This is a genomic window from Azospirillum oryzae (assembly GCF_900177515.1).
Lineage (GTDB): Bacteria > Pseudomonadota > Alphaproteobacteria > Azospirillales > Azospirillaceae > Azospirillum > Azospirillum oryzae_A.
In genome coordinates this window covers 1-19,624 of the sequence record NZ_FXAK01000007.1, presented here as the reverse complement: position 1 = coordinate 19,624, position 19,624 = coordinate 1, and the positions used below count along the sequence as shown (strand labels likewise).

At 67.9% G+C, this 19,624-nt stretch carries 23 protein-coding genes; 13 read left to right on the top strand and 10 right to left on the bottom strand.

Annotated features, from left to right (window positions below):
- Positions 1-2: 2 nt before the first annotated feature.
- From B9N97_RS12620 to B9N97_RS12610, 3 genes are read right to left on the bottom strand one after another with little or no spacing between them, the layout of a single operon-like run.
- On the bottom strand, positions 3-869 hold the full coding sequence (locus tag B9N97_RS12620) for a shikimate dehydrogenase (protein WP_085086926.1): 867 nt from the start codon (positions 867-869) through the stop codon (positions 3-5).
- Entirely contained in the window at positions 866-1,468 is a 603-nt protein-coding gene (locus tag B9N97_RS12615; protein WP_085086924.1) for a Maf family protein, read from the bottom strand. The genes B9N97_RS12620 and B9N97_RS12615 overlap by 4 nt, the downstream gene beginning before the upstream one ends.
- A complete protein-coding gene (locus tag B9N97_RS12610; RefSeq protein ID WP_085086922.1) occupies positions 1,465-2,304 on the bottom strand; it encodes a pyruvate, water dikinase regulatory protein in 840 nt (279 codons plus the stop codon). Before B9N97_RS12610 ends, B9N97_RS12615 begins: the two co-directional genes overlap by 4 nt.
- Before the next feature lie 508 nt (positions 2,305-2,812).
- On the opposite strand from B9N97_RS12610, the gene hemE reads away from it, so the two are divergent.
- The 4 genes from hemE (at position 2,813) to rho (ending at position 7,151) form a co-directional block, all read left to right on the top strand.
- Complete coding sequence (gene hemE / locus B9N97_RS12605) at positions 2,813-3,838, top strand: uroporphyrinogen decarboxylase (protein ID WP_085090549.1); 1,026 nt, start codon at positions 2,813-2,815, stop codon at positions 3,836-3,838.
- Between the two features lie 72 nt (positions 3,839-3,910).
- A complete protein-coding gene (gene hemH / locus B9N97_RS12600) occupies positions 3,911-5,044 on the top strand; it encodes a ferrochelatase (RefSeq protein ID WP_085086920.1) in 1,134 nt (377 codons plus the stop codon).
- A 41-nt stretch (positions 5,045-5,085) separates the two neighbouring features.
- Positions 5,086-5,514: a protoporphyrinogen oxidase HemJ gene (hemJ, locus tag B9N97_RS12595; protein WP_085086918.1), complete on the top strand. Its 429-nt coding sequence runs from the start codon at positions 5,086-5,088 to the stop codon at positions 5,512-5,514.
- A gap of 380 nt (positions 5,515-5,894) precedes the next feature.
- Positions 5,895-7,151: a transcription termination factor Rho gene (rho, locus tag B9N97_RS12590; RefSeq protein ID WP_085086916.1), complete on the top strand. Its 1,257-nt coding sequence runs from the start codon at positions 5,895-5,897 to the stop codon at positions 7,149-7,151.
- A gap of 109 nt (positions 7,152-7,260) precedes the next feature.
- Here the strand turns inward: rho and secB are convergent, their stop codons facing one another.
- Together secB and B9N97_RS12580 are read right to left on the bottom strand one after the other, a co-directional pair.
- Positions 7,261-7,749: a protein-export chaperone SecB gene (gene secB / locus B9N97_RS12585; protein WP_085086914.1), complete on the bottom strand. Its 489-nt coding sequence runs from the start codon at positions 7,747-7,749 to the stop codon at positions 7,261-7,263.
- 184 nt (positions 7,750-7,933) lie between these two features.
- Positions 7,934-8,563, bottom strand: coding sequence for an FxsA family protein (locus B9N97_RS12580; RefSeq protein WP_085086913.1), 630 nt, complete (start codon positions 8,561-8,563; stop codon positions 7,934-7,936).
- A 250-nt stretch (positions 8,564-8,813) separates the two neighbouring features.
- Here B9N97_RS12580 and B9N97_RS12575 point away from each other — a divergent pair, with 250 nt between their 5' ends.
- Together B9N97_RS12575 and mltA are read left to right on the top strand one after the other, a co-directional pair.
- Positions 8,814-9,494 carry a Tim44/TimA family putative adaptor protein gene (locus B9N97_RS12575; RefSeq protein ID WP_432264191.1) on the top strand — a complete coding sequence of 227 codons (681 nt, stop codon included), beginning with the start codon at positions 8,814-8,816 and terminating at the stop codon, positions 9,492-9,494.
- A gap of 23 nt (positions 9,495-9,517) precedes the next feature.
- Entirely contained in the window at positions 9,518-10,732 is a 1,215-nt protein-coding gene (mltA, locus tag B9N97_RS12570) for a murein transglycosylase A (protein ID WP_085086912.1), read from the top strand.
- Positions 10,733-10,796: 64 nt separating this feature from the next.
- Here mltA and hslU read toward each other — a convergent pair whose 3' ends face one another.
- The 3 genes from hslU to B9N97_RS12555 form a co-directional block, all read right to left on the bottom strand.
- The gene (gene hslU, locus B9N97_RS12565) at positions 10,797-12,140 is read right to left on the bottom strand and encodes an ATP-dependent protease ATPase subunit HslU (protein ID WP_085086910.1); all 1,344 of its coding nucleotides are present in this window, start codon (positions 12,138-12,140) and stop codon (positions 10,797-10,799) included.
- A 5-nt stretch (positions 12,141-12,145) separates the two neighbouring features.
- Positions 12,146-12,709 (bottom strand): ATP-dependent protease subunit HslV, encoded by a 564-nt coding sequence (gene hslV / locus B9N97_RS12560; RefSeq protein WP_085090547.1) that lies wholly within the window; start codon positions 12,707-12,709, stop codon positions 12,146-12,148.
- An 89-nt stretch (positions 12,710-12,798) separates the two neighbouring features.
- A complete protein-coding gene (locus B9N97_RS12555) occupies positions 12,799-14,253 on the bottom strand; it encodes a S1C family serine protease (protein WP_244560696.1) in 1,455 nt (484 codons plus the stop codon).
- A 210-nt stretch (positions 14,254-14,463) separates the two neighbouring features.
- Here B9N97_RS12555 and hisB point away from each other — a divergent pair, with 210 nt between their 5' ends.
- From hisB to B9N97_RS12520, 7 genes are read left to right on the top strand one after another with little or no spacing between them, the layout of a single operon-like run.
- Positions 14,464-15,087 carry an imidazoleglycerol-phosphate dehydratase HisB gene (gene hisB, locus B9N97_RS12550; RefSeq protein ID WP_085090546.1) on the top strand — a complete coding sequence of 208 codons (624 nt, stop codon included), beginning with the start codon at positions 14,464-14,466 and terminating at the stop codon, positions 15,085-15,087.
- 54 nt (positions 15,088-15,141) lie between these two features.
- The gene (gene hisH / locus B9N97_RS12545; protein WP_085086906.1) at positions 15,142-15,786 is read left to right on the top strand and encodes an imidazole glycerol phosphate synthase subunit HisH; all 645 of its coding nucleotides are present in this window, start codon (positions 15,142-15,144) and stop codon (positions 15,784-15,786) included.
- A 4-nt stretch (positions 15,787-15,790) separates the two neighbouring features.
- On the top strand, positions 15,791-16,333 hold the full coding sequence (locus B9N97_RS12540) for a GNAT family N-acetyltransferase (RefSeq protein WP_085086904.1): 543 nt from the start codon (positions 15,791-15,793) through the stop codon (positions 16,331-16,333).
- Positions 16,334-16,364: 31 nt separating this feature from the next.
- Positions 16,365-17,111 carry a 1-(5-phosphoribosyl)-5-[(5-phosphoribosylamino)methylideneamino]imidazole-4-carboxamide isomerase gene (hisA, locus tag B9N97_RS12535; protein ID WP_085086902.1) on the top strand — a complete coding sequence of 249 codons (747 nt, stop codon included), beginning with the start codon at positions 16,365-16,367 and terminating at the stop codon, positions 17,109-17,111.
- A complete protein-coding gene (gene hisF / locus B9N97_RS12530; protein ID WP_085086900.1) occupies positions 17,111-17,896 on the top strand; it encodes an imidazole glycerol phosphate synthase subunit HisF in 786 nt (261 codons plus the stop codon). The genes hisA and hisF overlap by 1 nt, the downstream gene beginning before the upstream one ends.
- On the top strand, positions 17,889-18,272 hold the full coding sequence (locus B9N97_RS12525) for a phosphoribosyl-ATP diphosphatase (protein WP_085086898.1): 384 nt from the start codon (positions 17,889-17,891) through the stop codon (positions 18,270-18,272). The genes hisF and B9N97_RS12525 overlap by 8 nt, the downstream gene beginning before the upstream one ends.
- Before the next feature lie 30 nt (positions 18,273-18,302).
- Positions 18,303-18,671, top strand: coding sequence for a histidine triad nucleotide-binding protein (locus tag B9N97_RS12520; protein WP_085086896.1), 369 nt, complete (start codon positions 18,303-18,305; stop codon positions 18,669-18,671).
- A gap of 38 nt (positions 18,672-18,709) precedes the next feature.
- Here the strand turns inward: B9N97_RS12520 and B9N97_RS12515 are convergent, their stop codons facing one another.
- Positions 18,710-19,108, bottom strand: coding sequence for a helix-turn-helix domain-containing protein (locus B9N97_RS12515; RefSeq protein ID WP_085086894.1), 399 nt, complete (start codon positions 19,106-19,108; stop codon positions 18,710-18,712).
- A 24-nt stretch (positions 19,109-19,132) separates the two neighbouring features.
- Positions 19,133-19,624, bottom strand: a 492-nt coding sequence (locus tag B9N97_RS12510) for a Smr/MutS family protein (protein ID WP_143266678.1), incomplete at its 5' end; no start/stop codon positions are given.

The window sequence follows — 19,624 nt, the reverse complement described above, 5'->3', positions numbered from 1 at the left end:
CCTCAGCCTTCCAGGACGAAGCGGGTCAGCTCCGGCGTCACCTGCGGTTCGACGCCGAACCAGGCCTTGAAGCCGGGACGCGCCTGATGCAGCAGCATGCCGATGCCGCCGGCGACCGGGTTGCCGCGCACCTTCGCCTCGGCCAGCAGCGGGGTTTCCAGCGGCACATAGACGATGTCGTTGACGACGGCCGAGACGGGCAGGGCGCGCAAGGACAGGTCCAGCGCCGGCTGACCCGCCATTCCCTGGGTGGTGGTGTTGACCAGCAGCGCGGCGCCGTCGAGCGCGGTTTCACGTGAAACCCAATCGACCACCGTCACGCCGCCGTTGAGGCCGACCGCGGCCAGATCCGCCGCCAGTTCCTCGGCACGGGCGCGGGTGCGGTTGACCAGACGGACCTCCGGCGCGCCGGCGTCGAGCAGGGCGACCACCACGGCACGGGCGGCACCGCCGGCGCCGATCACCACCGCCGGACCACGCTCCGCCGTCCAGCCCGGCTGTTCGGCGCGCAGGTTCTCGATGAAGCCGAAACCGTCGGTGTTGCCGCCTTCCAGCGCGCCATCCTCGGCCACCACGATGGTGTTGACCGCCCCCATGCGCTTTGCCACCTCGTCCAGCCGGTCGACGGTACGGAAAGCGATTTCCTTCAACGGAACGGTGACGTTGCAGCCGCGAAAGCCGAGCGCGGGCAGGGCACGGATCGCCTGTTCGGCACGCTCGGGCGCCACCGCCAGCGGCACATAGGCGCCATCGATCCCATACTGGCGCAGCCAGAACCCATGCAGCCGGGGAGAGCGTGAATGGCCGATCGGCCAGCCCATTACGCCGGCGATCCTGGCCTTGCCGCTGATGAAGTGACCCGCCGTCATTCCCTGCCCACTCCATGCACGCGCAGAAAGCCGAGCAGCGGCAGAAGCGGCAGCCCGAGGATGGTGAAGAAATCGCCCTCGACACGGTGGAACAGCTGCGCCCCCAGCCCTTCCAGCTGATAGGCGCCGACCGAGTGCAGCACGTCGTCGCCGACACGATCGAGATACTCGTCGAGGAAGGCTTCGCTGAAGTTGCGCATGGTCAGGCGGGCGCTGTCGATCTGGTGCCACATCCGCTCGCCGTCGCGCACCACCACGGCACAGCTGACCAGCCGGTGGGTCCTGCCGCGCAGGTCGAGAAGCTGGGAGCGCGCCGCGGCGCGGTCGGCTGGCTTGTCAAACCAACGTCCCTCGCATTCCAGCATCTGGTCGGCACCGACCACCAGCGCGCCGGGATGGCGGCGGGTGATGCGTTGGGCCTTCAACTCGGCCAGGGCCTCGGCGACGATGTCGGCGGAAACGCCCTCGGCGCGGCCGGCGGCCTTCACCTCGTCCTCGTCGACCAGCGGCTTGTCGAGGACAGGGCTGAACCCCGCCCGCTCCAGCATCGCCGCCCGCGTGCGCGAACCCGACGCCAGCACCAGAACCGGCGCGCTCACGTCTTCTTTCCTTCCGGACTGAAGTTGGCGCTCTGCCGGCGGGCGAGCAGCATCATGATCTCGGCCGCGGTCTCTTCAATGGAACGGCGGGACACGTCGATCACCGGCCAGCCGCGCCGGCTAAACAGGCGGCGCGCCTCCTGGACCTCGGCACGGACCAGTTCCGGATCGGCGTAGCTGGAGCCTTCGCCCTGGTTCAGCAGCTTCAGCCGGTTGCGGCGGATCTGCACCAGACGGTCGGGGTCCTTGGTCAGTCCGACGATCAACGGCCGGGTCAGCAGATCCAACTCCGCCGGCAACGGGCTGCCGGGCACCAGCGGGATGTTGGCCGCCTTGATGCCGCGGTTGGCCAGATAGATGCAGGTCGGCGTCTTGGAACTGCGCGACACGCCGATCAGCACCACGTCGGCCTCGTGCAGGTCCCAGTTCGACTGGCCGTCGTCATGGGACAGGGCGAAATCGACGGCGTCGATGCGGCTGAAATACTCGGCATCCAGCACATGCTGGCGGCCGGGCTGGCGCTGCGATTCCACGCCCAGGAAGGCGGCGAGCGCGTTGATCAGCGGATCGAGCACGGGGATGCAGGGCACCTGCATCTCGCGGCAGAAATCCTGCAGGCGGCGGCGCAGCGTCTCGTCGACCAAGGTGAACATCACCAGCCCGTGATTGTCCCGGATCCCCTCCAGCACGAGATCGAGCTGGCGGTCGGTGCGCACCAGATTCCAGAAATGCTCGATGGGACGCACGTCGTCGAACTGGATGACGCAGGCGCGCGCCACGCTGTTGATGGTCTCGCCCGTCGCATCGGACACGAGATGTAGGTGGAACTCTTTCATCCGTCCCCAACATTCTGTGGAGAACCCGGCCCAGATCTGTGGACAACCGGATCCGCCTTCGTTTCGTCCCGACCGGGGGACTCCTCCTCCCCGATACGGCCAAGCGCGGAACAACTCCGCCGACCGCTTCGGAAGCTGGGAAGATCCGGCCCCGCCCGCCCTGTTATCCACGGGACTCCCGTTCGTCCAGCTATAGCATTTCCGCCGTTTCCGGCGGTAGTGCTCCGAATCGTCCACAGATCCGCGCACATGACCGCACAAGCCCCCGGATCTGTGGATAGATTCATTTGAGTCGGGGATCACCGTTATCCACAGGCATCCACCTCATCCTCTTCCTTTCTCCCTTTAAAAAATATAGTGAAGAAGAGGGGATAAACCCGTCCCAGATTCTGGCGCAGAATCGGCGCTGGAATCGCGGGGTCCAGATTCGCATTCAGGGGAACGCACCGTCTTGTCCGCCACCAGCTCCGACGTCCAGAATCAGGCTTCCCAGCCTGCCCTGAAGCCGATGCTCGCCGCCCTGGCGGGAGAGGTGCGGACGCGTCCGCCCTTCTGGCTGATGCGTCAGGCCGGACGCTATCTGCCGGAATATCGCGAGCTGAGGGCGAAGGCCGGCAGCTTCCTAGACCTCTGCTACAACCCCGACTTCGCGGTCGAGGTGACCCTGCAGCCGCTGCGCCGCTACGGCATGGACGCGGCGATTCTGTTCTCCGACATCCTGGTGGTGCCGCATGCCCTGGGGCAGCCGCTGGCCTATCTGGAAGGGGAGGGGCCGAAGCTGGATCCGGTCCGCACCGTGGAGGACCTGAAGCGCCTGTCGCGCGACCGCTTCCACGAGACGCTGGCGCCGGTCTACGAGACGGTGCGCCGGCTCTCCACCGCGATTCCGGATGGCACGACGCTGATCGGCTTTGCGGGGGCTCCCTGGACCATCGCCTGCTACATGGTCGAAGGGGCGGGCTCCAAGGAATATGCGCACGTCAAGCGCTGGGCCTATGGCGACCCGGCGGGATTCGGTCAGCTGATCGACCTGATCGTCGAGGTGACCGCCGACTATCTCTGCCGCCAGATCGAGGCGGGGGCCGAGGTGGTGCAGCTGTTCGACAGCTGGGCCGGCGTGCTGCCGGTGGCGGAGTTCCGCCGCTGGGTGATCGAGCCGACGCGGCGGATCGTCGCACTGGTGAAGGCGAAGCACCCGAACACGCCGGTCATCGGCTTCCCACGCGGCGCCGGCCATGCCTATGAGGAGTATGTCGCCGGGGCCGGGGTGGATGCCGTCGGGCTCGACACCACCGTTCCGCCGGTGTGGGCGGCACAGAACCTCCAGACGCGGCTGCCGGTGCAGGGAAACCTCGACCCGATCATGCTGGCGGCCGGCGGCAAGGCGCTGGAGACGGCGACCCACGACATCCTGGCGGCGTTGGCCGGTGGCCCCTTCGTGTTCAACCTGGGTCACGGCGTCATCCAGTCGACCCCGCCGCAGCATGTCGCCGACCTGACCCGCATCCTGCGGGAATGGCCGGGGCAGGGCTGACCCTAAAGGGCTGAAAAAGCGACGGCGGGGGTCTGGACAGAGCGACGGCGACGCTCCAGTTTAGCGGGCACCATGAGCCAGCAATTCTCCCAGACCTCCGCCTCGACCAACACAACCCCCGGCAACCCGGCTCCCAATGGCCGGCCGCGGCGCGTGGCAGTCGTGCTGTTCAACCTCGGTGGTCCGGACGCGCCGGAGGCGGTGCGGCCTTTCCTGTTCAACCTGTTCGCGGATCCGGCCATCATCCGGCTGCCGAACCCGTTCCGCTTCCTGATCGCCAGCCTGATCAGCGGGCGGCGGGCCAAGCCGGCCAGCGAGATCTATGCCCAGCTTGGCGGCAAGTCGCCGCTGCTGGAGAACACGGAAGCCCAGGCGGCGGCGCTGGAGAGCGCTCTGGGGGCAAATCCGGAGGCAGATCCGGCGGCCGGCGGTGCTGAGACCAAGGTCTTCATCGCCATGCGTTACTGGCACCCGATGAGCGCCGAGACGGCCGCCCGGGTGAAGGCCTACGACCCGGATCTGGTGGTGCTGCTGCCGCTCTATCCGCAATTCTCCACCACCACGACGGCGTCGAGCGCCAAGGCGTGGCATGGGGCGGCGAACACCGTCGGGCTGACGGCGCCGACCAGGCTGCTGTGCTGCTACCCGACCCAGGCCGGCTTCATCGACGGCACGGCGGATCTGATCCGTCCGCTGTACGAGGCGGCCAAGGCCCATGGCAAGCCGCGCGTCCTGTTCTCCGCCCACGGGCTGCCGAAGAAGGTGGTGGCCTCCGGCGACCCCTATCAGTGGCAGTGCGAGCGGACGGCGGAATCCATCGCCGCGGCGCTTGGCATCGACGATCTCGACTGGGTCAACTGCTACCAGAGCCGCGTCGGCCCGATGGAGTGGATCGGCCCCAGCACCGACGCCGAGATCCGCCGTGCCGGCCGGGACGGCGTGCCGATCCTGGTGGTTCCGATGGCCTTCGTGTCGGAGCATTCCGAGACGCTGGTGGAGATCGAGGTTGAGTACCGCCATCTTGCCAAGGAATCGGGGGTGCCGCACTTCACCCGTGTGCCGACGGTCGGGGTGCATCCCGGCTTCATCGACGGGCTTGCCAAGCTGGTGCGGCAGACGGTCGCAGGCAAGGCGGCGGTCTGCTCCCAGAAGGGCGACCGGATCTGCCCGTCCAACTTCTCCGGCTGCCCGCAGGCGCGGCACTGAGCCGCAACGGCCGAACCGCAACCAAAGAGGGGACACGCCCGGTGCTGTACGAATGGATCAAGGCGCTGCACGTCATCAGCATCATCGCCTGGATGGCGGGGCTGCTCTACTTGCCGCGCCTGTTCGTCTACCACTGCGAGGCGCCGGCCGGATCAGAGACGTCGGAAACCTTGAAGGTGATGGAACGCCGCCTGCTGCGCGCCATCATGAACCCGGCGATGATCGCGGCGTACGTGTTCGGCATCACCATGATCGTGCTGACGCCGGAATGGCTGAAGCAGGGCTGGCTGCATGCCAAGATCCTGTTCGTGCTGCTGCTGACCGCCAGCCACATGATGATGGCCCGCTGGCGCCGGGATTTCGCCGAGGACCGCAACACCCGGCCGCAGCGCTTCTACCGCATCGCCAACGAGGTGCCGACGCTGCTGATGATCGGCATCGTCATCTTCGTCATCGTGAAGCCCTTCTGACCGCCGTCAGGTGATCGCACCGTCTTCCAACTCCCGGAAAAAGCGGAATCCGCGACCTTTGCGGGTTTCGCTTTCGTTTGACTTGCGCCCGCCGATCCGATAACCATGTCAGGACCACGGGGTTTTTCGCCCCGCGGTCTCCCACGCCCACATCTGCCGATCCGACGCTCTGTTCTTGAGCCGGGCCTGGTGGCTGGCGATCCGCTCCCGTGCGACCACTTACCGGACGCCCTGGTGCGCACCCGCCAATGCGCCACCCGCTGCCCACCCGACGCGACCGCGTTGCGGCGTCCCCCGCCGCCAACCGCCGTCGGCCGGACCTTCTGGCACCTCCCATCCCCAAGGCCACTCCCCCGCATGACGATTTCACAGGCAATCCGATGCATCTCCAAGAGCTGAAGTGCAAAAGCCCCGCCGAACTGCTGGCGTTCGCGGAGGAGCTGCAGATCGAGAACGCGAGCACGCTGCGCAAGCAGGACATGATGTTCGCGATCCTGAAGCAACTGGCCGAAAACGACATTCCGATCTTCGGCGACGGCGTTTTGGAGGTGCTGCAGGACGGGTTCGGCTTCCTGCGCTCGCCGGAAGCCAATTATCTGCCGGGTCCCGACGACATCTATGTCAGTCCCAGCCAGGTGCGCCGCTTCGGCCTGCGCACCGGCGACACGGTGGAGGGGCAGATCCGCTCGCCCAAGGACGGTGAGCGCTATTTCGCCCTGCTGAAGGTCAACACCATCAATTTCGACACGCCGGACAAGGTCCGTCACCGCATCAACTTCGACAACCTGACGCCGCTCTATCCGGAAGAACGCATCCGGATGGAGGTCGAGGATCCGACCAAGAAGAACCTCACCGGCCGCATCGTCGATCTGGTGGCGCCGCTGGGCAAGGGACAGCGCGGGCTGATCGTGGCGCCGCCGCGCACCGGCAAGACGGTGATGCTGCAGAACATCGCCCATTCGGTCGCCACCAACCACCCCGAAGCCTATCTGATCGTCCTCCTGATCGACGAGCGTCCGGAAGAAGTGACGGACATGGCCCGCTCCGTCCGCGGCGAGGTCATCAGCTCCACCTTCGACGAGCCGGCGACCCGCCACGTCCAGGTCGCCGAAATGGTGATCGAGAAGGCCAAGCGGCTGGTCGAGCACAAGCGCGACGTGGTGATCCTGCTGGACTCCATCACCCGTCTGGCCCGCGCCTACAACACTGTGGTGCCGTCATCGGGCAAGGTGCTGACCGGCGGTGTCGACGCCAACGCCCTACAGCGGCCCAAGCGCTTCTTCGGCGCCGCCCGCAACGTGGAAGAGGGCGGGTCGCTGACCATCATCGCCACCGCGCTGATCGACACAGGCAGCCGCATGGACGAGGTGATCTTCGAAGAGTTCAAGGGCACCGGCAACTCGGAAATCGTGCTGGACCGCAAGCTCTCCGACAAGCGCACCTTCCCGGCCATCGACATCTCCAAGTCGGGCACCCGCAAGGAGGAACTGCTGGTCGACAAGGGCACCATGTCGAAGATGTGGATCCTGCGCCGCATCCTGATGCCGATGGGCGTGACCGACGCGGTCGACTTCCTGGTCGACAAGCTGAAGCACACCAAGTCGAACAACGAGTTCTTCGAGAGCATGAACCAGTAGGATCATGCCGGATCTGCCCTCTCCTTCGGGGGAGGGCGGCACGGAAAAGGGCGGGGGCCTTTCGGCCACCCGCCCTTTTTCATTTCGGCTCTGTTCGATGCCCAGCAGATCAGAAGGGCGGCTGCTGCGGCTGCTCGGCCTGCTGGGCCGACTGGCGGTGGTACAGCTCGGCGAAGTCGATCGGGTTGATCATCAGCGGCGGGAAGCCGCCTTCGCGGGTCGCGCTGGAGACGATGGCGCGGGCGAACGGGAAGATCATCCGGGCGCCTTCGATCATCAGGACCGGGCGGTGATGCTCCTCCGGCAGGCCGGGGAACTGGAACAGCGCGCCATAGGCCAGCTCGACCAGGAAGGCCACGGACTCGCCCTGGCGGGCCTCGCAGCGCAGGTTCAGCGTCAGCTCATAGATGTCGTCGCCGACCTTCTGGCCCTGGACGTCGACACCGATGTTCACCTGCGGCTGCGGCTGGTTCGGCAGCAGGCTCTGCGGGGCGTTGGGGTTCTCGAACGAGAAGTCCTTCACATACTGCGCGAGGACATGCATCGGCAGCGAAGAGGTCTGCTGCTGCTCGGCGCCGTTGCTCATCTGATCGGACATAACGGACTCCTAATCGCCGGCTGTCGTCCCGGCCATCGTCCCGCATCGGGAAGGGGCGGGGACGGTGGGCCGACCCGGATGTGAGGTGACAGGGGTTGGTTCGCGACGGTTGTGCCTTCGCCCAAGGGGCTGGCTATCACGGATCGGTCGTCCTGCCAACGGAAACCACCGGCCCGCCGGCCGGTCAGCGCCGCTCATCCGGGCGGTGCTTGCCCCATTGGGAATCGCTCAGCCGAGGGGCATCGCGGTCGTCGGCCTTCTCTTCTCCCGGAGTGACGTCACGGTAATCGGCGTCGATCACGCCGGGAGCGGGACGGAAGGGATCATCGGCACGGCGGGAACCGCCGGCGCCGAAATCTGCACCGCTGAAATTCCCATTGCCGAAGTCCTGACCGGCGGAACCCGGTCCGCCGAAGCCGCCGGCTCCAAAGCCACCCCGGCCCGTGGTGGTGAAGACCGGCATCCCGGCCCCCATGCGGCCGAGCAACCAGCGTCCGATGCCGCGGCGCAGCGGCCCGATCAGCAGGACGATGCCGAGGATGTCTGTCAGGAAGCCGGGGATGATCAGCAGGATGCCGGCCAGCACGGCGCAGAAGCCGTCCAGCACGGTGCCGATCGGCGCCTCGCCGCGGGCGGCTGCCGCCTGGGCGCGGGTCAGCGAGGCCAGCCCCTGGTGGCGGACCAGCAGCACGCCCACCACCGCCGACAGGGCCAGCAGCCCGATGGTCGGCCCGGCGCCGATCCAATCGCCGACCTGGATGAATCCGACGATCTCCAGGATCGGCAGAAGAAGGATCAACAACAGGGGATTCATGGTGTCCTTGCTCTTCGGGCTCGCTGCCCCTATCTAGGTTTGGATAGGTCGTCCGGACGAAACACCGGCGGCTGCATCCAATTGGCGGTTACTGGTGGCGTTCACTGGCGGGCAAGCAACACGTAATGCCGCCCGGCCGCAAGGTCCAGGGGCGGGCCGGATCCGCCGGCGATTTCGCCCCTGACACGGGCTTCGACACAGGCTTCACGACAAGTCGTTTTGGAAGGAACAGATGATGGGAGACGGGTTCGTGTTCATCGAGATCGTGATCTTCGCGATGATCGCGGCCTTCCTCGTTTATCGGCTGCGCAGCGTGCTCGGCCGCCGGACCGGGGAGGAGCGTCAACGCCCCAACCCCTTCACCGCCGCTCCGAACCCGGCGAAGCCCGACAATGTCGTGCCCCTGCCGGAGCGCAACCGGCCGCGGCCTGATGTCGCACCCGGCTCGGACGTGACGGCCTCGGATGAGCCGCTGTCGCTGGCCGCCTCCATCGACCAGCTCCGGGCCGCCGATCCGAACTTCGACGAGAAGCATTTCCTGGAAGGCGCCAAGGCGGCCTTCGCCATGATCGTCGACGCCTTCGCCCGCGGCGACACCGCGACGCTGCGCCCGCTGCTGGCCGACGACGTCTATGACAGCTTCGCCCGCGTCATCCGCGACCGTCAGGCCGCCGGCGAGCAGCACGAGGCCCGCATCGAGATCGTTCGCGAGGCCGAGGTGGTGGAGGCGAAGCTGGATGCCGCCCGGACCGCCCGCGTCACCGTGCGTCTGGTCACCGATCAGGTGAATGTGGTGCGTGACCGCGACGGCACCGTCATCGACGGCGATCCCAAGGCGTTGGTGGAGAACACCGACGTCTGGACCTTCGCCCGCAACCTCCGCTCCCGCGATCCCAACTGGGCGCTGGTCGAGGTTCGTCCAGTCGAGTAACGAGTAGAGAACGACCAGCAGTAATGACGTTCCACCATCGTACCGGTTTCAGCGCCATCGCCCTCTTCGGGGCGGTGGCGTTGCTGTTTTCGGCCTGCGCCCCGAAGGAAGAGGCGAAGCCGCCGCCCGAGGCCCTGACCCTGACACCGCTGTCCTTCGCCGACTTGGCCGGCTGGCGCAGCGACCCGGTGGCCCAGGCGGTGCCGGCGCTCGCCCGCTCCTGTGCGCGGTTCAAGACCCAGCCGAAAGACCGTGCAGTCGGGCCGGGCGGGGTGGCGGGGACCATCGGCGACTGGCAGGCCCCTTGCGCCCAACTGGCGGATCTGCCCCCCGGCGACGATGCCGCCGCCCGCGCCTTTTTCGAAGCCAACTTCACCCCCTATGCCGCCGGCAACAACGGCACGCGCGAGGGGCTGTTCACCGGCTATTACGAATCCGAGCTGGAGGGCAGCCGCAAGCCGGATCCGGCCTATCCGGTGCCTCTCTATCGCCGGCCGGCCGATCTGGTGATGGTCGATCTCGGCGATTTCTCCGACCGCTGGAAGGGGGAGCGCACCGCCGGCCGGGTGGTCGATGGCAAGCTGAAGCCTTACGAGGATCGCGCCGCCATCGTTGCGGGGGCGCTCAAGGGCAAGGGGCTGGAACTGGTCTGGGTGAAGGACCCGATCGGCGCCTTCTTCCTGCAAATCCAGGGATCGGGGCGGATCCGGCTCGCCAATGAAGGCGATGGTGGCGGCGAGATGCGCGTCGGCTATGCCGGCCAGAACGGCCACAAATACGTCGCCATCGGCAAGGAGCTGATCGAGCGCGGCGCGCTGAAGCGGGAGGAGGTCTCGCTGCAGACCATCCGCGACTGGCTGCTCGCCCATCCCGATCAGGCCGCGGCAGTGATGAACGTCAACCCGTCCTACGTCTTCTTCCAACCGCTGTCGGGCGACGGCCCGAACGGCGCGCAGGGTGTGGCCTTGACGCCGGGCCGCAGTCTGGCGGTGGACTCCAAGTTCATGCCCTATGGCGTGCCGGTCTGGCTGGATGCCGAGGACCCGCTCGATGCCGGGCAGCGATTGCAGCGGCTGCTGGTGGCCCAGGATACCGGCGGGGCGATCCGCGGCCCGGTGCGCGGCGATGTCTTCTGGGGCCATGGCCCGGAGGCGGAGCAGCGGGCCGGGGTGATGAAGAGCCGGGGGAGCTATGCGCTGCTGCTGCCGAAGAGCGTGAAGGTGGCGGCAGGCGGGTAGGGGCCCGGCAGAGGAATGTTTCACGTGAAGCAGGGGGCACCCGGCGCGAGTGCCCCCCGCGTCATCACAGAATGAACTTCGACAGATCGGCGTTCTTCGCCAGACCGCCGACCCGCTCGCGGACCAGGGCGGCGTCGATGGTAACGGTCTCGCCGGCACGGTCGCTGGCGGCGAAGCTGATCTCTTCCAGCAGGCGCTCCAGCACCGTGTGCAGGCGGCGGGCGCCGATGTTCTCGACCGAGCTGTTGATCTCCGCCGCCAGCCGGGCCAGCTCGTCGATGCTGTCGTCGGTGAAGACCAGATCGACCTCCTCCGTCTTCATCAGCGCCTTGTACTGGCGGATCAGGCTTGCTTCAGGCTCGGTCAGGATGCGCTTGAAGTCGTCCTGGCTCAGCGCCTTCAACTCGACACGGATCGGCAGACGGCCCTGCAGCTCCGGCAGCAGGTCGGACGGCTTGGCGATGTGGAAGGCGCCGGACGCGATGAACAGGATGTGGTCGGTCTTCACCGGGCCATGCTTGGTCGAAACGGTCGTGCCCTCGATCAGCGGCAGCAGGTCGCGCTGGACGCCTTCGCGGCTGACATCGGCACCGCGCGCGTCGGAGCGGGCGGAGATCTTGTCGATCTCGTCCAGGAAGACGATGCCGTTCTGCTCGACCGCGCGGATCGCCTCCGCCACCACCTTTTCCTGGTCCAGCAGCTTGTCGGATTCCTCGGCCATCAGCACGCCGTGGCTTTCGGCCACCGTCATCCGGCGGGTCTTGGTGCGGCCGCCCATCATCTTGCCGAACATGTCGTTCAGGTTCAGCATGCCCATCTGGGCGCCCGGCATGCCGGGGATGTCGAAGGTCGGCATGTTGCCGGCGCCGGTGTCGGCGACCTGGACCTCGATCTCCTTGTCGTTCAGCGTGCCTTCGCGCAGCATCTTGCGGAACTTGGCGCGCGTCTCCGCACTGGCGCTGTCGCCGCACAGTGCGTCGAGCACCCGCTCCTCCGCCCGCAGTTCGGCCTTGGCGGCGACCTCCTTGCGCAGGCGCTCGCGGGTCAGGCCGATGGCGGCCTCGACCAGATCGCGGATGATCTGCTCCACGTCGCGGCCGACATAGCCGACCTCGGTGAACTTGGTGGCCTCCACCTTCAGGAAGGGGGCCTGGGCCAGTCGGGCGAGGCGGCGGGCGATCTCGGTCTTGCCGACGCCGGTCGGGCCGATCATCAGGATGTTCTTCGGCAACACCTCTTCCCGCAGGCCCTCGGGCAGCTGCTGGCGGCGCCAGCGGTTGCGCAGCGCGATGGCGACCGCGCGCTTGGCGTCGTTCTGGCCGACGATGTAGCGGTCGAGTTCCGAGACGATCTCGCGCGGGCTGAAGGCGGCGCTGTCGGCGGACACGGAGGCGGTCTGAATCGTCATGGCGCTCACAGCTTTTCCAGGGTGACGTTTTCATTGGTGTAGACGCAGATGCCGGCGGCGATCCTCATCGCCTTGCGCGCCACCGCCTCCGCATCCATCCCATCGATGTCGATCAGCGCACGGGCCGCCGACAGGGCGTAGGAACCGCCGGAGCCGATGCCGATCAGCCCATCCTCCGGCTCCAGCACGTCGCCGTTGCCGGTCAGCACCAGGCTGACGGACTTGTCGGCGACGGCCATCATCGCCTCAAGCCGGCGCAGATAGCGGTCGGTGCGCCAGTCCTTGGCCATCTCGACGCAGGCGCGGGTCAGCTGGCCGGGATACTGCTCCAGCTTGCCTTCCAGCCGCTCGAACAGGGTCAGCGCATCGGCGGTGGCGCCAGCGAAGCCCGCCATCACCGTGCCGCCGGCCAGCCAGCGGACCTTGCGCGCGTTGGCCTTCATCACCGTCTGGCCGACCGAGACCTGCCCGTCGCCGGCGATCACCACCTGACCGTTCTTGCGCACCGACAGGATGGTGGTGCCATGCCATTGGATGGGATCGTGTGGATTGGACGCTGGATAGGTCATGCGGAAACCATGCTGGAAAATGGGAAACAGCCCGCCGCCCGGATACAGAAGCCCAAGACCCCATGAATCGTGGCGGCAGGCCATCCGGTCTATGTGGGAGGGGCAATGTCACCGTCAAGCAGTTCGGCATCCGGCAGGTCACTGTCCGGCATCTCGTCCTCCCACCACGGGTCGGGCGGGTTGCCGCGGTGTGGTTTGCCCGGCTTGGAGGGGGCCGGAGGTTGAACGGCCGCGGCCGGATCCGCCCCCAGCCGGTCGAGCAGCGGTCCGATCGCCAGGAACTGCACAAGCCCGGCCGGCGTGACCGGGGAACGGCCGGCGGCCGGCGCCACGCCGATCAGCGCGCCGCTTCCGTCCAGCAGTGGGTCGCCGGTTTCCGTCACCGTGGTGAACAGGTCGGCCGAGCCCAGATCCGCCTGGATCAAAGTGCCGCCGCGAGCCTCGTCGACCGGCAGACCGCCGACGATGCCGAGCATTTCCTTGCCGCGTCCCCCGACGACCGCCTTCACCGGTTCGCTGATGCGCGGGGTCGCGGTACGCATGGGCAGGGCACGCAACCGCGCCGGCACCCGAACCAGGGCGAAGCCGCTCGCCGCGTCGCGTCCGACCACCCAGCCGGTCAGCTCCACGCCTTGAGCCGGCCGCACCGTGACGGTGGGGTCGGATCCGGGGAGGGGAGCCAGCAGCACCGCCTGCGCCTCGCCGGCCACATCGGTCTCTCCAATCACCAGCCCGTGCGACCGGCCGACCGGTATCCGCGCCGATGCGATGCGGCCGGATCCGGCCCCGCCGCGAAGGAGCAGGCGGTTAGGGGCAGCCTGCGCAGGGGCTGCGACCGGAGCGGAGGGTGCCATCCCCGGCGTGGCGTTTGGCGTCAGCGGAATGGGGCCGGATCCGGCCGGCGCCGTCACGGGAAACGCCGTCGATGGCGGCGCGGACGGGGAGGGCAGGGTGCCGCCGGACAGCAGGGCGCGGAAGCCCGCATCGGCGGCAAGCGCCTCCACCGCCGCGGCGAAGGCCTCCTCGACCAGCAGGGTCTCGCCCTGGGGCACGCCGCGCTCCTGTGCCGTGGCGCCGGTGGTGACCACACGGTGGACCAGCCCGTCGCCGCGCGCGTCATAGACCGTCCATTCCACCTTGACGCTGCCGGTGCCGGAACTGCCCTTGCTGCTGCCGGTCAGCCAGTTGGTGCGGTGGCACAGCTCCAGCTGCACGTCGCGCAGGTCGCCCTGCACGGTGAAGCGGGCGCGGCTGCGGTTGCCGTCCGGGTTGTCGGGACCGCCGGGCCGGCCGACCACGTCGAAGCCGGCGGCGGTCATCACCTCGGCGAACCGCTCGTCGAAGGTGGAGCCGCGCCGCATGTTGACGCCGCTGGTCCAATAGACGTCGTCATAGGGCGGGGCGCAGTCGATGCCCCAGACATAGCGGCCGATCTGCATCCCCCGCCGCATCGACCCGATGGTCAGTTCGCCGAAGCGGAATGGCGCGGTGGTCCCGGCTGCGACCGGTGGCGCCGCCTTTCCGACCGGCGGAGGCGGGGACATGCCGCCGCAGCCGGCCGGCAGAAGGCCGAGAAGGAGAATCAGGACTGCGGCGAATGGGCGCGGGTGGGTCATCATAATCGGATATGCACGCAGAAAGTGTGAAAGACTCTACCCCGCACACCTTCGTAGGACAATCGTCGGAATGGACAGGCCGCGCATCATTCGTGCCGGATGCTGGCGCGTGCGGATGCTTCCTGCTACAAAACCGCCATGGACCAGACCCCCACGAATGGCGGCCGCCGCGCCTCGATCGAGCGGAACACCACGGAGACCCGGATCCGGGTCGCGCTGAACCTTGACGGCACCGGCGTCTACGACGTCAAGACGGGGGTCGGCTTCCTCGACCATATGCTGGAACAGCTGTCGCGCCACAGCCTGATGGACCTGACGGTCCTGGCCGACGGCGACCTGCACATCGACTATCACCACACGACCGAGGACACCGGCATCGCCATCGGCATGGCGGTGGCGAAGGCGCTGGGCGACCGCAAGGGCATCCAGCGCTACGGCCATTCCTATATCCCGATGGACGAGACGCTGACGCGGGTGGCGCTGGACTTCTCCAACCGGCCCTACCTGATCTGGAAGGTGACCTTCACCCGCGACAAGATCGGCGATTTCGACACCGAGCTGTTCCGGGAATGGTTCCAGGCCTTCGCCATGGCCGCCGGCGTGACGCTGCACGTCGAGAACCTGTATGGCGAGAACAACCACCATATCGTGGAAAGCTGCTACAAGGCGCTTGCCCGCGCGCTGCGCGCCGGGGTGGAGATCGACCCGCGCAAGCGCGATGCGGTGCCCTCCACCAAGGGCACGCTCGGCGGATCGCTCTGACGGCGGGGACCTGAAGTCCCCCTCCGCCGTCCTTTCGGAAGGTTTGTCACGTCCATGGAAACGGTCGCGCTGATCGATTACGGCTCCGGCAACCTGCGCTCCGCCGCCAAGGCGATCGAGCGCGCGGCCGGCGAAGCCGAAGCCTCCTACAACGTCCTCGTCACCTCCGACGCCGATGCGGTCCGCCATGCCGACCGCGTGGTGCTGCCCGGCGTCGGCGCCTTCGCCGACTGCAAGCGCGGCCTGTCGGAGGTCCCCGGCATGCTGGAATCGCTGGAGGAGGTGGTGCACCGCCGCGGCCGGCCCTTCCTCGGCATCTGCGTCGGCATGCAGCTGATGGCCGAACGCGGCCGCGAATATGGCGTGACCGAGGGGCTGGGCTGGATCCGCGGCGAGGTGGTGAAGCTGGAGCCGGCGGATCCGGCCCTGAAAATCCCGCATATGGGCTGGAACGAGCTGAACATCCGCCGCCCGCACCCGGTCCTGGCCGGGCTGCCGGAGGGCGCGCATGCCTATTTCGTCCATTCCTACCAGTTCAAGCCGGCCGACCCCGACACGCTGATCGCGTCCGCCGATTACGGCGGGCCCTTCGCCGCGGTGGTCGGGCGCGACAATCTGGTCGGCACCCAGTTCCACCCGGAAAAGAGCCAGGCCACCGGTCTGGCCCTGATCGCCAATTTCCTGCGCTGGAAGGTCTGAACCGATGGCCGAGATCGCCATCGACAAGGTCGACTCGCTGAAGACCGCCGATCTGCACGACCTGTGCGACGCGGCCGACGATGCCATCCGCGCCGGCGGCGGCTTCGGCTGGGTCGAGCCGCCGCCGCGCGACGTGATGGAGCGCTTCTGGAAAGGCGTGCTGGTGGTGCCGGAACGGGTGCTGTTCATCGCCCGCCTGGACGGGGTGGTGGCCGGATCCGCCCAGCTGGTCAAGCCGCCGCGCAACAACGAGGCGCAGGCCCACGCCGCCCAGCTGACCACCAGCTTCGTCGCCCCCTGGGCGCGCGGCCATGGTCTTGCCCGCCGCCTGACGCTGGCGGTGGTGGAGGAGGCACGCGCCGTCGGCTTCCGGGTGCTGAACCTGGACGTCCGGGTGACGCAGGAGGCGGCCATCGCGCTCTACGAATCGCTCGGCTTCAAGCGCTGGGGCACCCATCCCTTCTATGCGCTAGTGCAGGGCCAGCCGCTTGCCGGACATTTCTACTGCAAAGACCTTCAGCCCGATTCCCAGCAGCCCGCTCCATAACCGCCAGCCACGCCATAGGAAGACGCCCGCGATGATCATCTATCCCGCCATCGACCTCAAGGACGGTGCCTGCGTCCGCCTGCTGCGCGGCGAGATGAGCCAGGCCACGGTCTTCAACACCGATCCCGGCGAACAGGCCCGCCTGTTCCAGAGCCAGGGCTTCGAATGGCTGCATCTGGTCGACCTCAACGGCGCCTTCGAAGGCAAGCCGGTGAACGGCGCCGCGGTTGAGAGCATCCTGAAGTCGGTGACCATCCCGGTCCAGCTCGGCGGCGGCATCCGCGACCTGAACACCATCGGCATGTGGCTGGAGAAGGGCATCAGCCGCGTCATCCTGGGCACGGTGGCGCTGCGCGATCCGGATCTGGTCAAGGCCGCCTGCCGCGAATTCCCCGGCAAGGTCGCCGTCGGCATCGACGCGCGCGAGGGCTATGTCGCAGTGGCCGGCTGGGCCGAGACCTCCGACATCAAGGCGCTGGACCTGGCGCTGAAGTTCGAGGATTGCGGCGTCGCCGCCATCATCTACACCGACATCAACCGTGACGGCGCCATGGGCGGCGTCAACGTGGAGTCGACGTCCGACCTCGCCTTCCACCTGACCACCCCGGTGATCGCGTCCGGCGGCGTCTCCTCCATCGAGGACCTGAAGGCGCTGAAGATGGAAGAGGACACCGGGATCGAGGGCGTGATCTGCGGCCGTGCGCTGTATGACGGCCGGATCGATCCGAAAGAGGCGCTGGCCCTGCTCTCCGCCCCCGCCGTCGAGGACGCCGACTGATGCTGAAGATGCGCGTCATCCCCTGCCTGGACGTCAAGGACGGCCGTGTGGTCAAGGGGGTCAATTTCGTCGATCTGGTCGATGCCGGCGATCCGGTGGAACAGGCCCGCGTCTACGACCGCGAGGGGGCAGACGAACTGACCTTCCTCGACATCACCGCCAGCCACGAGAACCGCGACACCATCTTCGACGTGGTGCGGCGGACGGCGGAACAGGTCTTCATGCCGCTGACCGTCGGCGGCGGCGTGCGCACGGTGGACGACATCCGCAAGCTGCTGCTGGCCGGCGCCGACAAGGTGTCGATCAACACCGCGGCGATCCACCGTCCCGACTTCGTGCGCGAGGGCGCCGAGAAGTTCGGCGCCCAGTGCATCGTCGTCGCCATCGACGCCAAGAAGGTCGCTCCCGGCAAATGGGAGGTCTTCACCCACGGCGGGCGCAACGCCACCGGCATCGACGCCGTGGAATGGGCCAAGCGGATGGAATCGCTGGGGGCGGGCGAGATCCTGCTGACCTCGATGGACCGCGACGGCACCAAGAGCGGCTTCGACCTGGAGCTGACGCGCACCGTGGCGGACTCGATCCGCGTTCCAGTGATCGCGTCCGGCGGCGTCGGCACGCTCGACCATCTGGTGGAGGGCATCCGCGAGGGGCACGCCACGGCCGTGCTCGCCGCCTCGATCTTCCATTTCGGCACCTACACCATCGGGCAGGCCAAGGCCGCGCTGAGCGCCGCCGGCATTCCGGTGCGGCCGGCGAAGGCCGTGGAGACCGCAAATGGGTGACAAGAAATCCGTGGAGAAGGCCGCCGAAAAGGCGGCGGCCCTGCCGCCGGCCCCGCTGTCCGCCGAGGTGCTCGACCGGCTGTTCGCCACCGTGCTGGCCCGCAAGGGGGCGGATCCGGAGACCTCCTACACCGCCAAGCTCTACAGCCGCGGCACCGCCAAGATCGCCCAGAAGGTGGGCGAGGAGGCGGTGGAGGCCATCCTGGAGGCCGTGCGCGGCGACAAGGCGGCGCTGGCCGCGGAGTCCGCCGACCTGCTCTATCACCTGCTGGTGCTGTGGGCCGACACCGGGCTGGATCCGGCGGAGGTCTGGAGCAAGCTCGCCCAGCGCGAGGGCACCAGCGGCATCGACGAGAAGAAGTCCCGTAAAGTTTGAGCGGGATTCCCCACCAAGAGGACGCATGCGATGGCCAAGAGCTATGACGCCAACAACGTGTTCGCCCGCATCCTGCGCGGCGAGATCCCGTGCAAGAAGGTGCACGAGACCGAACACGCGCTCGCCTTCCACGACATCGACCCGCAGACGCCGACCCATGTTCTGGTGATCCCGAAGGGCGCCTATGTCGACATGGACGACTTCACCGCCAAGGCGTCGGACGCTGAGATCGCCGGCCTGTTCCGCGCAGTGGGCGAGGTCGCCCGCATGGTTGGCGCCGACGGCCCCGGCTATCGCGTGCTGTCCAACTGCGGCGAGGCCGCGCACCAGGAAGTGCCCCACCTGCACATCCACATCTTCGCCGGCCGCGACCTGGGACGGATGATCGGGAAGGCTTGAGGTAAGATTTTCCTCTCCCTCCGGGGAGGGGGAAACATCTACCGCCGCCGCACCCCCACCCGCCGCCGCGTCCCCTTCTTCGGCGGCACCGCGTCCAAAATCGCCAGGATCGCTTCGATCCCCTCCTCGTCCAGGTCGCCGATGCGTTCCGACAGCCGGTTGGCGAGTTCGGTCGCCTTGGCGCTCAGCCCCGCGGTGTCGACCGTCACGCGGGGATGGGACAGATCCGCCAGCCGTTCCAGCTCTTCCGCCTCGTCCCAGATGATGCCGAAATAGGCGCAGATCTGCCGGACCAGCTGCGGCGACGGCTGGCCGCGCTTGCCATGTTCCAGGGCGGACAGATAGGCGGACGAGATGGACAGGTCGGTCGCCATCTGCTTCAGCGTCACGCCCTTGGCGTTGCGCAGCGACCGGACCCGTTCGCCGAACGGGGTCATGTGGAGTCCCTGACTGTTTGGGACTCAGTCCTTACGGTCGCGCCGCCGTTTGATCAAGACATACAGCGCACCGTCGCCGCCATCCTTCGGCCGGGCCGGCTGGATCGCCAGCACCATCGGGCGCAGGGCCGGATCCGCCAGCCAGCGGGGGGTGGCCTGACGCAGCACGCCCAGACCGCCGAAGCTGCCCTTGCCGGTGATGACCAGAACACAGCGCCGCCCTTCGTTCCAGGCGCGGTGGACGAAGGCGGCAAGCGCGGTGTGCGCCTGGGCCTGGGTCATGCCGTGCAGGTCGATGCGGCCGTCGATCTCCAGCTCGCCGCGGCGGAAACGGTCGCCGGTGCGGCGGTCGATGTTGGCGGTGGACCCCGGCGTCAGCGGCGGATGGCTCGGCCGGGCAGGACGGGGCGGGGAGGGGAATTGCCGGGCGGTCGGCGGCGGGGCGAGGCTGGTCGCCACCGGCTCCTCCACCAGCTCCGCCATGGTCGCCACCGGTTCCGGCTCGGCCTCAATCGC